Annotated in this window: 11 protein-coding genes; all 11 read left to right on the top strand. The window is 70.3% G+C overall.

Features of this window, described 5'->3' with window-relative positions; translation table 11 throughout:
• Positions 1 to 6 precede the first annotated feature (6 nt).
• The 11 genes from CLU95_RS07130 to CLU95_RS07080 are packed head-to-tail and all read left to right on the top strand — an operon-like array spanning position 7 to position 13819.
• Complete coding sequence (locus CLU95_RS07130) at positions 7 to 1173, top strand: ABC transporter substrate-binding protein (protein ID WP_099791733.1); 1167 nt, start codon at positions 7 to 9, stop codon at positions 1171 to 1173.
• A gap of 37 nt (positions 1174 to 1210) precedes the next feature.
• Positions 1211 to 3667 carry a penicillin acylase family protein gene (locus tag CLU95_RS07125; RefSeq protein ID WP_099797149.1) on the top strand — a complete coding sequence of 819 codons (2457 nt, stop codon included), beginning with the start codon at positions 1211 to 1213 and terminating at the stop codon, positions 3665 to 3667.
• A 42-nt stretch (positions 3668 to 3709) separates the two neighbouring features.
• Positions 3710 to 4852: an ABC transporter substrate-binding protein gene (locus tag CLU95_RS07120; protein ID WP_099791731.1), complete on the top strand. Its 1143-nt coding sequence runs from the start codon at positions 3710 to 3712 to the stop codon at positions 4850 to 4852.
• A 26-nt stretch (positions 4853 to 4878) separates the two neighbouring features.
• A complete protein-coding gene (locus tag CLU95_RS07115; protein ID WP_099791729.1) occupies positions 4879 to 6198 on the top strand; it encodes an aromatic ring-hydroxylating dioxygenase subunit alpha in 1320 nt (439 codons plus the stop codon).
• Complete coding sequence (locus CLU95_RS07110; RefSeq protein ID WP_099791727.1) at positions 6195 to 6659, top strand: aromatic-ring-hydroxylating dioxygenase subunit beta; 465 nt, start codon at positions 6195 to 6197, stop codon at positions 6657 to 6659. The genes CLU95_RS07115 and CLU95_RS07110 overlap by 4 nt, the downstream gene beginning before the upstream one ends.
• Before the next feature lie 39 nt (positions 6660 to 6698).
• Positions 6699 to 7862 carry an ABC transporter substrate-binding protein gene (locus CLU95_RS07105; RefSeq protein ID WP_099791725.1) on the top strand — a complete coding sequence of 388 codons (1164 nt, stop codon included), beginning with the start codon at positions 6699 to 6701 and terminating at the stop codon, positions 7860 to 7862.
• 55 nt (positions 7863 to 7917) lie between these two features.
• Complete coding sequence (locus CLU95_RS07100; RefSeq protein ID WP_099791723.1) at positions 7918 to 8973, top strand: branched-chain amino acid ABC transporter permease; 1056 nt, start codon at positions 7918 to 7920, stop codon at positions 8971 to 8973.
• Positions 8970 to 10757 (top strand): branched-chain amino acid ABC transporter ATP-binding protein/permease, encoded by a 1788-nt coding sequence (locus tag CLU95_RS07095; RefSeq protein ID WP_099791721.1) that lies wholly within the window; start codon positions 8970 to 8972, stop codon positions 10755 to 10757. The genes CLU95_RS07100 and CLU95_RS07095 overlap by 4 nt, the downstream gene beginning before the upstream one ends.
• Complete coding sequence (locus CLU95_RS07090; protein ID WP_099791719.1) at positions 10754 to 11485, top strand: ABC transporter ATP-binding protein; 732 nt, start codon at positions 10754 to 10756, stop codon at positions 11483 to 11485. Before CLU95_RS07095 ends, CLU95_RS07090 begins: the two co-directional genes overlap by 4 nt.
• Positions 11475 to 13070: an ATP-dependent acyl-CoA ligase gene (locus tag CLU95_RS07085; protein WP_099791717.1), complete on the top strand. Its 1596-nt coding sequence runs from the start codon at positions 11475 to 11477 to the stop codon at positions 13068 to 13070. Before CLU95_RS07090 ends, CLU95_RS07085 begins: the two co-directional genes overlap by 11 nt.
• Positions 13071 to 13084: 14 nt before the next feature.
• A complete protein-coding gene (locus CLU95_RS07080; RefSeq protein WP_099797148.1) occupies positions 13085 to 13819 on the top strand; it encodes an SDR family NAD(P)-dependent oxidoreductase in 735 nt (244 codons plus the stop codon).
• The last annotated feature ends 19 nt before the right edge of the window (positions 13820 to 13838 follow it).

Raw genomic sequence — 13838 nt, 5'->3', positions numbered from 1 at the left:
ACCGCCATGAAAGTCATGAACCGAATTCGCACCCTCGCGGCCGTTGTCGCGGGCCTCGGCGCACTGAGCGCCACCGGCGCCTGGGCCGCCGATCTCAAGGTCGGTTTCATCACGTCGCTGTCGGGGCCGGTGTCGTCGCTCGGCATTCCGTACGAAAAGGGCATGAAGGCCGCGCTCGCCTACAAGGCCGAACTCGGCGGCCGCAAGATCCAGCTGGTGCAGCTCGACGACGCGTCCGACCCGACCACGGCCGCGCGCAATGCACGCAAGATGATCGACGAGGACAAGGTCGACGTCATCATCGGCACGGCCGGCTCGCCCGGTGCGCTGGCCATTGCCGGCGTGGCGCGCGAAACAAAAACGCCGCTGATCTCCATCGCCAACGCCAACCTGCCGGGTGACGAGGGCGCGTGGATGGTCACGCTGCCCCAGCCCGCACCGCTCATGGTGAGCGCGGTGGTCGAGCGCATGAAGAAGTCGGGCGTGAAGACGGTCGGCTACATCGGTTTTTCCGACGCCTGGGGCGACCTGGTGTACGGCGCGCTGCAAAAGAGCGCCGAGCCGGCCGGCATCAAGATCGTGTCGAACGAGCGCTATGCGCGCGGCGATTCGTCGGTGACGGGCCAGGTGCTGAAGATCGTGGCGCTGCGCCCCGACGCGGTGATCACCGGCACTTCGGGCACGCCCGGCGCGTTGCCCTACCTGGCGCTCGCGGAGCGCGGCTACAAGGGCCAGATCTACGGCATGCACGCGCTCATCAACCCCGACTTCGTGCGCGTGGGTGGTGCGTCGGTCGAAGGCCTGCTGGCTCCCACGGGTCCGGTGATCGTGGCCGAGCAGCTGCCCGCCGACAACCCGATCCGCAAGGTGTCGATGGACTTCCGCGCGGCGTACCAGAAGGCCAACGGCGCACCGCCGACCGACGCCTTCTCGGCCTACACCTTCGATGCCTGGCTGGTGTACCTCGACGCGGCCCAGCGCGCACTCGCCACCAAGGCCGAGCCCGGCACGCCGCAGTTCCGCCTGGCGCTGCGCGACGCCATCGTGAGCACCAAGGAGCTGGTGGGCACGCACTCGGTCTACAACTTCAAGCCGACCGACCGCTACGGCTCGGACGAGCGTTCGCGCGTCGTCGTGAAGCTCGAGAAGGGCCAGTGGAAGCTGGTTCCCTGAGCGCCCGCCCGTTGACCCGATGAACGGCACCCACCCCATGCACCCGCTTCTTCGCTCTTCACGTCGCCGGCGCGCGACCGGCACCGTCCTGTTCGCCGCCGCGCTGCTGGCCGGCTGCGCCGCGACTGCACCTGGTAGCAGCGGCGAAGTCACCATCAAGCGCGACCGCTACGGCGTGCCGCACGTCTACGCCAGCGACACGCGCGGTCTGTTCCACGGCTTCGGCTATGCCGTCGCGGAAGACCGGCTCTACCAGCTGGAGATGGCGCGGCGCTCGGGCAACGGCAGCGTGGCCGAGGTGCTGGGGGCCGAGTTCGTGGCGACCGACAAGGCGACGCGCTCCAACATCGATCCGGTGTCGATCCGCCGCCAGATCGATGCGTTGAGCGCCGACGACCGCGCCCTGTTCGAAGGCTACGCCGCGGGCGTCAATGCGCGCATCCGCGACGTGCTGGCCGACCGCGCAAAGCTGATGCCGCGCGAGTTCATCGACAACGGCTTCGAGCCGGCGCCCTGGACCGCCGACGACGTGGCCATGGTCTGGATCGGCCTGATCCTCAACCGCTTCTTCGCGGGCACCGCCGAGGTCGCGAACCTCTCGCTGCTCAACCAACTCAAGGCCGCGCGCGGCGACGTCGCCGGCCTGCAGCTCTACGAGCAGCTGCGCTGGCTCGAAGACCCGACCGCACCGACCATCGTGCCGCGCGGCAGCCCCAACAAGCTGGCACGCGCCGAGCCCGGCGACGCCGCGCTCGCGCCGGTCTCCGCGCAGGCCGCGGCCGACTTTCGCGCCACGCAGGTCGCCCGCATGGGCCTGGCCGCCACCGAAGGCATGCCGACCGCCAGCAACGCCTGGGTGCTCGGCCCCTCGCGCACCAAGGAAGGCGTGGCCGTCCTGTACAACGGCCCGCAGCAGGGCTTCAACAACCCGTCGTTCGTGCACGGCATCGGCCTGCACGGCGCGGGCTACGACCTCACGGGCCTCACGCCCATCGGCCTGCTGCCGGTGCTGTTCGGCACCAACGGCACCATCGCCTGGGGGTCGACGGTGGGCTCGCTCGACACCAACGACATCTACCAGGAAACGCTGAACCCGGCCAACCGCTACGAGTACCGGTACGACGGCGCCTACCGCCCGATGACCCGGCGCACCGACGTCATCCGCGTGAAGGGCGCCGCGCCGCAGAGCGTGGACATCTACGCCACGGTGCATGGCTTCGTGCAGAGCTGGGACGTGGACAACGGCCGCGCCTACACCGCGCGCAGCACCTGGCAGGGCCGCGAGGTCGAGACCATGCTCGGCTGGGCGCATGCCGCACGGGCGCGCGACTGGTCGGGCTTTCTTGCGCAGGGCGAGCGCGTCGCCGCGTCCATCACCTGGTTCTATGCCGACGTGGCGGGCAACATCGGCGCCGTCGGCCTGGGCCGCATGCCGCGCCGCCCGGCCACGCAGGACATCCGCTTTCCCGCGCGCGGCGACGGCAGCATGGAGTGGCAGGGCAGCCTGCCGTTCAGCGCCAACCCGCGCGCCTACAACCCCGTGCAGGGCTACCTCGCGAGCTGGAACAACCAGATCGCCGAAGGCCTGCGCGCGGACGGCGCGAACTTCTCGCACGTCGACCGCGTCGCCGAAATCCACGCGCAGCTGCAGGGCACGGCCAAGCTGGGCGCCGACGAGGTCTGGCGCGTGAGCCAGGGCGCGGCATTGGCTGACCTGAACGCGCGCTACTTCGTGCCCCTCATCGCCGACGCGGCGAAGGGCCTGCCGGCCGGCGACCCGGTGCGCCGGGCGGCCGACCTGCTCGCGAACTGGGACCTGAAGAACCGCGTCGCCCCGGGCGGCGAGGTCTACGACAACCGCGCCACCACCGTGCTGCGCGCGTGGCTGGGTGCGATGTCGCGGCGCCTGCTGGCCGACGACCTGCCGCCGGCCGTGTTCGCGACCTACGCCAACCTCGGCTACCCCACGCTCACGCCGCGCGGTTCGCCGGGCAGCGCGCAGCCCGCGGCCGTGGCCAAGCTGCTGTGGAACGCGCTGAGCGGCCCGGCGTCGGGCGTGCCGCAGCGCCACGACTTCTTCAACGGGCAAGACCCGCGCACGATGGTGCGCGCGGCGCTGACCGATGCGGTGGGCGAGCTGCGCACCCGCCTCGGGCCCGACATGGCCGCGTGGACCACGCCCGTGGTGCGCCACCGCTTCTCGCGCATCAACGCCATCGGCGTGCCGTGGGCCGCCGCGGGCGACGAGCCCGAGGTCAGCCCCTACATGAACCGCGGCACGCTCAACTACCGCGTCGTGCTGCGCCCGGGTGCGCTCGACATGTGCTCGGTCGCGGCGCCGGGGCAGAGCGGCTTCGTGAGCCCCGCCGGCGTGCGCGATCGCCATTATGCGGACCAGCTCGCGCTGTTCGAGCGCTTCGAATGCAAGCCGGAGCGGCTCACGCCCGCGCAGGTCGATGCCGACCTCGAATCGCGCCGCACCTTGCGCTACTGACCGTCCCTCGTCCCCATTCCAACCCCCGCAGAGGAAGTTCCCATGAAGAAAATCTCCCGCCTTGGCCTCGCGCTGCTGGCCGCCTTCACCACCTTCGGTGCCGCGGCAGCAGACCTCAAGATCGGCTTCATCAGCTCGCTCTCGGGGCCTGTCGCGGCGCTGGGCGTGCCGTACGAGAAGGGCATCCGCGCGGCCATCGCCGAGCGGCCCGAGATCGGCGGGCGCAAGGTGCAGCTCATCGTGCTCGACGATGCATCCGACCCGACCACGGCCGGGCGCAACGCGCGCAAGCTGGTGACGGAAGACAAGGTCGACGTGCTCATCGGCACCTCGGGCGTGCCGGGCGCGATGGCCATCGCCTCGGTGGCGCGCGAACTCAACACGCCGCTCATCTCGCCCACGCCCGTGACCATTCCGGGCGCGGAAGGCGCATGGACCGTCACCGTGTCGCAGCCGTTCCCGCTCATGGTGGCGGGCGTGGTCGAGCGCATGCAGAAGTCGGGCGTGAAGACGGTCGCCTTCATCGGGTTTTCGGACGCACTGGGCGACCTGGCCTACGACTCGCTCATGAAGAGCGCAGCCACCGCCGGCATCAAGGTGGTGGCGAACGAGCGCTATGCGCGCAGCGATTCGTCGGTGGCGGGGCAGATCCTGAAGATCGTCGCGGCGCGGCCCGATGCGGTGTTCGCGGGCAACTCCGGCACGCCGGGCGCGCTGCCCTACCTGGCACTGGCCGAGCGCGGCTACAAGGGCAAGATCTACGGCACGCACGGCCTCATCAATGCCGACTTCGTGCGCGTGGGCGGTGCATCCATCGACGGCCTGCAGGTGCCCAGCGGCCCGGTGCTGGTGGCCGACCAGCTGCCCGACAGCAACCCCATCAAGAAGGTCGCGATGGGCTTTCGCAACGCCTACCAGAAGGTGAACGGCGCAGTGCCCACCGATGCGTTCTCGTCGTACACCTACGACGCCTACCTGCTGCTGGCCGATGCGGCCTCGCGCACCAAGGGCGAGCCCGGCACGCCCCAGTACCGCACGGCGCTGCGCGATGCCATCGTGGGCACGAAGGAGCTGGTCGGCACGCACGGCATCTACACCTTCAAGCCCGACGACCGCTACGGCTCGGACCAGCGCGGCGTGGTGATCGTGCAGATGAACAAGGGCCAGTGGAAGTTGGTTCCCTGATCCCGGTGTAGTCGGAGCCCACCGCCATGACCACCTATCGCAACCGCCCCGATCTCGTCGCGGCGCTGGTCCGCGACGACCGGGTGCACCGCGACCTGTACCTCAGCGACGAGCTGTTCGCGCTGGAGCAGGAGCGCCTGTTCGCCAACACCTGGGTCTTCCTGGGCCACGCGAGCCAGGTGCCGGAGGCGGGAGATTTCGTCACGCAGGAGATCGCGGGCCGGCCGCTGCTCATGGTGCGCCAGCCCGACGGCGCGGTGCACGTCATGTACAACCGCTGCGCCCACAAGGGCACGCAACTCGTGACCGACGAGAGCGGCAACACCGGCCGCTTCTTTCGCTGCCCGTACCACGCCTGGACCTACAAGCTCGACGGCGCGCCGCTGGGCCTGCCGCTGAAGAACGGCTACGAGGGCACGCAGCTCAAGGCCTGCGAGTCGGGGCAGGGGCTGCCGGTGGTGAAGCACGTGAAGGTGTACCGAGACTTCGTGTTCGTGCGCCTCGCGGACACGGGCCCGTCGTTCGAAGACTACTTCGGCGAGGTGCTCGGCGCGCTCGACAACATGGTCGACCGCTCGCCCGAGGGCAAGCTCACCGTGGGCGGCGGCGTGCTGCGCAACATCGTTCATTGCAACTGGAAGATGTACCTGGAGAACATCAACGACACGGTGCACCCGATGTCGACGCACGAGTCGGCCACCAAGGCCGCTGAGGCCCTGTGGGAAGGGCATGCGCCCACTGACCCCAAGCCGATGGCGATGGAGCAGATATTGCCCTTCGGCTCGGGCTACGAGTTCTTCGACAAGATGGGCGGGCGCGTGTTTGCCAACGGCCACAGCGTGCTGGGCGTGAACTTCAGCATCCACTCCAACTACGCGCAGCTGCCCGAGTACGAGGCCGCGATGCAGGCCGCGCACGGCGTGGAACGCGCCACCGACATCCTGCAGCGCTCGCCGCAGAACTCGGTGCTGTACCCGAGCCTGTCGGTCAAGGGCTCGCCGCAGGCCATCCGCGTGATCCGCCCGCTGGCGGCCAACCGCACGCTCATCGAGGCCTGGAGCTTCCGCGCGGCCGGTGCGCCCGCGCTCTTGTTCGAGCGCGCCATGAGTTACAACCGGCTCGTGTTCTCGCCCATGTCGGTGGTCGCGCACGACGACGTGCACCTGTTCGAGAGCATCCAGCAGGGCCTGCGCGCGGGCGGCAACGAATGGATCAGCCTGCACCGCAACCACGACCCGGCCGAGACGCAGCAGGCCACGGTGACCACCAACGGCACCAACGAGCTGCTCATGCGCAACCAGTTCCGCGCGTGGGCGAAGGCGATGACGGTGGAGGCTGCGGCATGAACGATCCGCGCGACTTCATCGCCCACGAGGCCGGCTTGCTCGACGAGCGCCGCTTCGACGACTGGCTGGCCCTGTTCGCCGACGGCGGCCACTACTGGGTGCCGCTGCTCGGCGCGGCGCAGGCCGATCCGTTCTCGCACAACTCGCTGGCCTACGAAGACCGGCTGCTGCTGCAGCTGCGCGTGGAGCGGCTGAAGAACCCGCGCGCCCATTCGCAGCATCCGGCCAGCCACAGCCAGCATGTGCTGCAGCCTTCGCGCATCGAGGAAGAAGCCGCAGACGAAGTTCGCCTGCGCACGCCCTTCCTCTACGTCGAGGCGCGCGGCGACGACCAGATTCTGCTGAGTGGCACCGCCCGCCACCACCTCATTCGCACCCCCACGGGCTGGTCCATCCGCGAGAAGCGCATCGACCTGCTCAACGCCACGCGCGCGTTGCCCGCGATCCAGTTGTTCATCTGAGTTTCTGTTCCTTCCATCCTTCCTCACTGGAGCTACGACATGAAGAACCTGATGCAGACCTTGACGCGCGGTGCCCTCGCCGCAGCGCTGACCGCCTGTGGTGTGGCGAGCGCACTGGCGGCCGACCTCAAGGTCGGTCTCAGCGTGTCGCTGTCGGGGCCCAACTCCTCGCTGGGCGTGCCGTACGCCAAGGGCATGCAGGCCGCGCTGGCCTACAAGGGCGAGGTCAACGGTCGCAAGATCCAGCTCGTGGTGCTCGACGACGGCTCCGACCCGACCACGGCCGGGCGCAACGCGCGCAAGCTCATCGAGGACGAAAAGGTCGACGTGCTCATGGGCACCTCGGGCGTGCCGTCGGCCATTGCGATGGCGCAGGTGGGCAAGGAAGCCAGGACGCCGATGATCGGCCTCACGCCCATCCTGCTCGACCCGAACGAGAACCCGTGGGTCATGACGGTGGCGCAGCCCACGCAGCTCATGATCGATGCGGTGGTCGAGCGCATGAAGCGCAACAACGTCAAGACCGTGGGCTACATCGGTTTCTCCGACGCCTGGGGCGACCTGGTGTACGAGGCCCTCAACAAGGCCGCGCCCGCCGCCGGCATCAAGGTGGTGAGCAACGAGCGCTATGCGCGCGGCGATTCGTCGGTGACGGGCCAGGTGCTGAAGATCGTGGCGCTGCGCCCCGACGCGGTGATGACCGGCGGCGCCGGCACGCCGGGCGCGCTGCCGTTCCTGGCGCTGCAGGAGCGCGGCTTCAAGGGCGGCGTGTACGGCCAGCACGGCCTCATCAACCCCGACTTCGTGCGCGTGGTCGGCGCAGCCGGCCAGAACGCGCTGATGCCCACGGGCCCGGTGATCGTGGCCGAGCAGCTGCCGGCCGACTACCCGACCAAGAAGATCGCGACCGACTTCCGCGCCGTGTTCCAGAAGGTCAACAACGCCCCCACGAGCGACGCCTTCTCGGCCTACTCGTTCGACGGCTGGCTGGTGTTCGTCGATGCCGCCTCGCGCGCCATGAAGAAGGCCGAGCCGGGCACGCCCGAGTTCCGCGTGGCGCTGCGCGACGCCATCTTCAGCACCAAGGAAGTGGTCGGCACGCACGGCGTCTACACCTTCAAGCCCGGCAGCCTGTACGGCGTGGACGAGCGCGCCCGCGTGATCGTCAAGCTCGACAACGGCCAATGGAAGCTCGCCCCTTGAATCTCCCGTTTCCCTTCACGACAACGACAACGATGACTCCGACAGAGGTTTTTCTATGAACTGGGACGTGGCGCTGATCCTCGTCACCGACGGCCTGGCCAACGGTGCCGTCTATCTGCTCGCCGGCCTCGGGCTGGTGCTGATCTTCTCGGTCACGCGGGTGGTGTTCGTGCCGTTCGGCGACATCGCGGCCTTTGCCGCGCTGTCGCTGGCGGCCTTCGAAACCGGCCGCGTGCCGCCGACCATCGGCATGGTCGCGGTGCTGGCCGCGCTGGCGCTGGCCACCGAAGTCGGCAGCCTGCTGCGGCGCGGCGAGACCGCGCGCATACCGAAGGCGGTGCTCATGTGGGGCGTGCTGCCCGCCATTCCGTGCGTGCTCGCCTGGCTGGCGGCGCGGCCCGGCGTGCCGGTGGCCGTGCACATCGCGGTGGCGGTGCTGCTGGTGGTGCCCCTCGCGCCGCTGCTGGCGCGCGTGGTGTTCCAGCCGATCGCCGATGCCTCGGTGCTGGTGCTGCTGATCGTGTCGCTCGCGCTGCACTTCCTGCTGTCGGGCCTGGGCCTGCTGTTCTTCGGGCCTGAAGGCTCGCGCACCACGCCGCTCACGAGCGCGGTGTTCACGCTGGGCGACGGCTTCACGGTCAGCGGCCAGGTGGTGCTGATGGTGGGCGCGGCCGTCGTGCTGAGCGGGCTGTTCTTCCTGGTGTTCGAGCGCACGGTGGCGGGCAAGGCGCTGCGCGCCACGGCCGTGAACCGCGTGGGTGCGCGGCTGGTCGGCATCCGGCCGGTGCGCACCGCGCTGCTGGCCTACGGCTGCGCCTCGCTGCTGGCGGGGCTCATCGGCGTGCTGATTGCGCCGGTGACCACCATGTACTACGACTCGGGTTTCATCATCGGCCTGAAGGCCTTCGTGGCCGCGATCATCGGCGGGCTCGTGAGCTACCCGATGACGGCCATCGGCGCGCTGGCGGTCGGCGTGGTCGAGAGTTTTGCGTCGTTCTGGAGCGGCGCACTCAAAGACGTGATCGTGTTCAGCCTGCTGATCCCGGTGCTCATGCTGCGCTCCTTCATGGCGGCTCATTCGGAAGAGGAAGAAGACGAGGTGGACCAATGAACGGCAACACGAAACGCATGGCGTGGATCGCGGGCGTGATCGTCGTGCTGGCCTTGGTGCCGGCCGTGGCGGGCAGCTTCACGGTCTCGCTGCTGAACGACATCGGCATCGGCGCGCTGGTGGCGCTGGGCCTCGTGCTGCTCACCGGCGTGGGCGGTGCCACCTCGTTCGGGCAGGCGGCCTTCGTGGGCATCGCGGCCTATGCCACGGCGTGGCTCACCACCGCGCAGGGCCTGTCGCCATGGCTGGGGCTGCTGTTCGCGCTGCTGCTCACAGGCCTGTCGGCGCTGGCCATCGGCATGCTCACCTTGCGCCTGGGCGGGCACTTTCTGCCGCTGAGCACCATCGCCTGGGGGCTGTCGATCGCCATGCTGTTCGGCAACGTCGATGCGCTCGGGCGGCACACGGGCCTGTCGAACATTCCGGCGCTGCAGATCGGCGGCTGGTCGCTGGCCGATCCGCGCGCGATGTACTACCTGATCTGGGTTGTGGTCGGGCTGGCCTGCCTGTTCAGCCACAACCTGCTGCAGTCGCGCCCCGGCCGCGCGATTCGCGGGCTGCGCGGCGGCGCCACGCTGCTGGCAAGCGTGGGGGCGGATGCGTACCGCGTGCGGCTGTCGCTGTTCGTCACGGCGGCGCTGTTCGCGGGGCTGGCGGGATGGCTCTATGCGCACATGAACCGCTTCGTGAGCCCGTCGCCCTTCGACGTGCGCATGAGCATCGAGTACCTGCTGATGGCGGTGGCCGGCGGGCTCGGCCAGCTCTCGGGTGCGCTCGTGGGCGCGGCCCTGGTGCTGGTGCTGAAGAACGGCCTGCAGGACGTGCTGCCGATGCTCACGCAGCGCGCGGGGCAGCTGGAGGCCGTGGCCTTCGCGGCGCTCTTCATCCTGCTGCTGCACTTTGCGCGCGGCGGCGTGATGGGCCTGCTGCGGCGCTGGACGCGTCGGCGCGGCACGACGCAGGGCGCCTCGCGGTACGCCGGTGCGCCGGTCGAGCCGCTGCCGCACCGGCAGTTGCCGTTGCGCGGCACGCCGGTGCTGTCGGTCAATGGCGTGGTCAAGCGCTTCGGCGGGCTGGTGGCGGTGAACGACGTGAGCTTCGACGTCAAGGCGGGCGAGATCGTCGGCCTCATCGGGCCCAACGGCGCGGGCAAGTCGACCATGTTCAACCTGCTGACCTGCACGCTGCCGATGAGCGCGGGCCAGGTGCGCTTTCTCGAACACGACATCGCCGGCATGCCGCAGCGCGCGGTGGCGCGGCTCGGGCTGGCGCGCACCTTCCAGCACGTGAAGCTGCGCCCGCACATGAGCCTGCTCGACAACGTGGCGCTGGGCGCGCATTCGCGCACGCGCTCGGGCATCCTGAAGGCGGGCCTGCGGCTGGACCGCACGGAAGAAAACCAGATCCTGCAGGAGGCGCAGCGCCAGCTCGACCGTATCGGCCTGGGTGACCGCGCGAACGAGCTTGCGGGCAGCCTGCCGCTGGGCACGCAGCGCATCCTGGAGATTGCGCGCGCGCTGGCCGCCGACCCCGTGCTGCTCGTGCTCGACGAGCCCGCGGCCGGCCTGCGCCGCAAGGAAAAGATGGCCTTGGGCGACCTGCTGCGCAAGCTGCGCGAGGAGGGCGTGACCATCCTGATTGTCGAACACGACATGGACTTCGTGATGAAACTGGTGGACCGTTTGGTGGTGATGAACTTCGGCTCCAAGCTCGTGGAGGGCGTGCCGTCGGCGGTGCGCGCCGACGAGCGTGTGCAGGCGGCTTACCTCGGGAGCGTCGTATGACCGCGATGCTGGAGATTGGCGACCTGCATGTGTCATACGGGCAGGTCGAGGCGGTGCGCGGCGTGTCGCTCGACGTTCAGCCGGGCCAGATCATCTCGGTGATCGGCCCCAACGGCGCGGGCAAGACCACGCTGCTGGCCGCGGCCATGGGCCTGCTGCCGTGCAAGGGCACGCTGCGCTTCGAAGGCGAAGACCTGCAGGGCCTGGACGTGGAGTCGCGCGTGGAGCGCGGCCTGTGCCTCGTGCCCGAGCGGCGCGAACTGTTCGGCGAACTCACCGTGCTCGACAACCTGCAGCTCGGCGCCTACGCCAGGCGGCTGCGCGGCGACGCGATGAAGCGGCAGCTGCAGTCGGTGTACGACCGCTTTCCGCGCTTGGCGGAGCGCCGCGCGCAACGCGCCGACACGCTCTCGGGCGGCGAGCGGCAGATGCTGGCGGTGGGCCGCGCGCTCATGTCGGCGCCGCGCCTGCTGATGCTCGACGAGCCCAGCCTGGGCCTGGCGCCGCTCATCGTGCGCGACATCCTCACCATCGTGCGCAAGCTGCGCGACGACGGCGTGTCGATCCTGCTGGTGGAGCAGAACGCGCGCGCCGCGCTCGAAAGCTCCGACGAAGGCTATGTGCTCGAGACGGGCGAGATCGCGCTCTCGGGCGCGTCGGCCGAACTGGCCAGCGACCCGCGCGTACAGGCCACCTACCTCGGCGGAGGCACGCACGATGACGAGTGACCCGCGCGCGGTGCCGCCGGCGCAGCGCACGCTGCCCGCCATGCTGCAGCGGCAGGCGGCGCTGTTCGGCAGCCGACCGCTGCTGCGCATCGCGGGCCGGCAATGGACGCATGCCGATGCGGCCGATGCCGCGGCCACGCGTGCCGGTGCGCTCGCACAGCACGGCGTGGCGCGCGGCGACCGCATCGCCGTGATGTGCGGCAACCGCATCGAGTTTCTCGACACCTTCCTCGGGGCTGGCTGGCTCGGCGCGTCGGTCGTCCCGGTCAACACCGCGTCGATGGGGCCGCAGATCGAATACTTCCTCGCGAACAGCGAGGCGAAGCTGCTGGTGATCGAGGCGGGCTTTCTGGAGCGGCTGGCGACGGCCGACCTGGCCCGCACGGCGCTGCGCGAGGTGTGGGTGGTCGGCGCCATCGACAAGGGCGAAGCGCCGTGGACGCCGCCCGCCGGCGTGCGCGTGTCGGCCTACCCGGCGGGCGCGCAGGCGCTGCCGCCCGCCACGGTGCAGCCGGGCGACCCGCTCGCCATCCTCTACACCTCGGGCACCACGGGCCCGGCCAAGGGCGTCATCTGCCCGCAGGCGCAGTACTTCTGGTGGGGCGTGAACAGCGCCGAGGTGCTCGGCGTCGGCCGCGACGACGTGCTGTGCACGACGCTGCCGCTGTTTCACATCAACGCACTCAACACCTTCGCGCAGGCCGCGCTCACCGGGGCCGAGGTGGTGTTCGAATCGCGCTTCTCCGCCTCGGGCTTCTGGCCGGCGATGCGCGCCAACGGCGCGACCGTGGTCTACCTGCTCGGCGCCATGGTGCCCATCCTGCTGGCGCAGCCCGAAGGCGAGGGCGAGCGCCACCACCGCGTGCGCACCGGCCTCGGGCCCGGCGTGCCTGTGGCGGCGGGGCAGGCCTTCCTGGCGCGCACGGGCGTGTCGCTGCTCGAAGGCTACGGCTCGACCGAAACCAACTTCGCGATCGCCACCGCGCCCGATTCGCCGCGCGGCGGTGTCATGGGCTGGTTGCGCCCCGGCTTCCAGGCCTGCGTGGCCGACGAAGACGACGTGCCGCTGCCGCCCGGCGAGGCCGGCGAACTGCTGCTGCGTGCGGACGAGCCCTATGCCTTTGCCAGCGGCTACTTCCACATGCCCGAGAAGACCGTCGAGGCCTGGCGCAACCTGTGGTTCCACACGGGCGACCGCGTGGTGCGCGATGCCGACGGCGCGTTCCGCTTTGTCGACCGCATCAAGGACGCGATCCGCCGGCGCGGCGAGAACATCTCGTCCTTCGAGGTCGAGCAGGTGCTGCTGAGCCACCCCGGCGTGGCCTCGTGCGCGGTGTACCCCGTGCGCTCCGAGCTGGCCGAAGACGAGGTGATGGCCGCGCTGGTCGCGCGCGACGGCGTGGTCATCGACCCGGCCGAGCTGGCGCGCTTCTGCGAAGGCCGCCTGCCGTACTTCGCGGTGCCGCGCTACATCGACCTGCTGCCCGACCTGCCGCGCACCGAGAACGGCAAGGTGCAGAAGTTCAAGCTGCGCGAGCGCGGCGTGGGGCCGCAGACCTGGGACGGTCGGCCCGCGAAGGCCTGATGACGCACACCGCAATGCTTCCGCTGGCAGGCCGCGTGGCCTTCGTGACCGGCGCGGGGCAGGGGCTGGGCGCGGCCATCGCGCGCGGGCTCGCGCAGGCCGGTGCGCGCGTGGCGCTGGCCGATATCGACGAAGCCAACGCCCAGGCCGTTGCCGCCGAGGTGAACGGCCTCGCGCTGCCGCTCGACGTGCGCGACGAGCAGGCCTTCAACGACCGCTTCGCGCAGGCGGTGGCGCACTTCGGCGCGGTCGACATCCTGGTCAACAACGCGGCGCGCACGCCGACCACGTCGCTGTGGGACATCACGCCCGCCGAGTGGGACGACGTGCTCGCCATCAACCTGCGCGGCAGCTTCTTCGGTTGTCGCATCGCGGGACGCCACATGCGCGCACGTGGCGCGGGCCGCATCGTCAACCTGGCCTCGCTGGCGGGGCAGCAGGTCAGCAGCGCCACCGGTGTGCACTACGCGGCCAGCAAGGCCGGCCTGCTGGCGCTGACGCGTGCCTTTGCGCAGGAACTGGCGCCGCACGGCGTGACCGTGAACGCGCTGGCACCCGCCGCCATCGACAGCCCCGCGCTCGCGGCGCTGCCGCCCGAGCGGCAGCAGGCGCTGAAGGCCGGCATCCCGCTCGGCCGCTTCGGGCTGGCCGACGAGGTGGCCGCCGCCGTCGTCTACCTGGCCTCGCCGGCCGCGGCCTTCACGACCGGGGCGACGCTCGACCTCAACGGTGGCCGTTTCATGCGGTAGCACCACCTCGGGGCGCAAA

Source organism: Variovorax sp. 54 (assembly GCF_002754375.1).
Classification (GTDB): Bacteria; Pseudomonadota; Gammaproteobacteria; order Burkholderiales; family Burkholderiaceae_C; genus Variovorax.
The sequence above is the reverse complement of the archived record's forward strand: the minus strand, read 5'-3'. Positions and strand labels throughout refer to the sequence as shown.

Bases quoted from the DNA above. Each gene is read 5' to 3' on its own strand.
- CLU95_RS07130 (WP_099791733.1), top strand. From the start codon at position 7: ATGAAAGTCATGAACCGAATTCGCACCCTCGCGGCCGTTGTCGCGGGC.
- CLU95_RS07125 (WP_099797149.1), top strand. From the start codon at position 1,211: ATGCACCCGCTTCTTCGCTCTTCACGTCGCCGGCGCGCGACCGGCACC.
- CLU95_RS07120 (WP_099791731.1), top strand. From the start codon at position 3,710: ATGAAGAAAATCTCCCGCCTTGGCCTCGCGCTGCTGGCCGCCTTCACC.
- CLU95_RS07115 (WP_099791729.1), top strand. From the start codon at position 4,879: ATGACCACCTATCGCAACCGCCCCGATCTCGTCGCGGCGCTGGTCCGC.
- CLU95_RS07110 (WP_099791727.1), top strand. From the start codon at position 6,195: ATGAACGATCCGCGCGACTTCATCGCCCACGAGGCCGGCTTGCTCGAC.
- CLU95_RS07105 (WP_099791725.1), top strand. From the start codon at position 6,699: ATGAAGAACCTGATGCAGACCTTGACGCGCGGTGCCCTCGCCGCAGCG.
- CLU95_RS07100 (WP_099791723.1), top strand. From the start codon at position 7,918: ATGAACTGGGACGTGGCGCTGATCCTCGTCACCGACGGCCTGGCCAAC.
- CLU95_RS07095 (WP_099791721.1), top strand. From the start codon at position 8,970: ATGAACGGCAACACGAAACGCATGGCGTGGATCGCGGGCGTGATCGTC.
- CLU95_RS07090 (WP_099791719.1), top strand. From the start codon at position 10,754: ATGACCGCGATGCTGGAGATTGGCGACCTGCATGTGTCATACGGGCAG.
- CLU95_RS07085 (WP_099791717.1), top strand. From the start codon at position 11,475: ATGACGAGTGACCCGCGCGCGGTGCCGCCGGCGCAGCGCACGCTGCCC.
- CLU95_RS07080 (WP_099797148.1), top strand. From the start codon at position 13,085: ATGCTTCCGCTGGCAGGCCGCGTGGCCTTCGTGACCGGCGCGGGGCAG.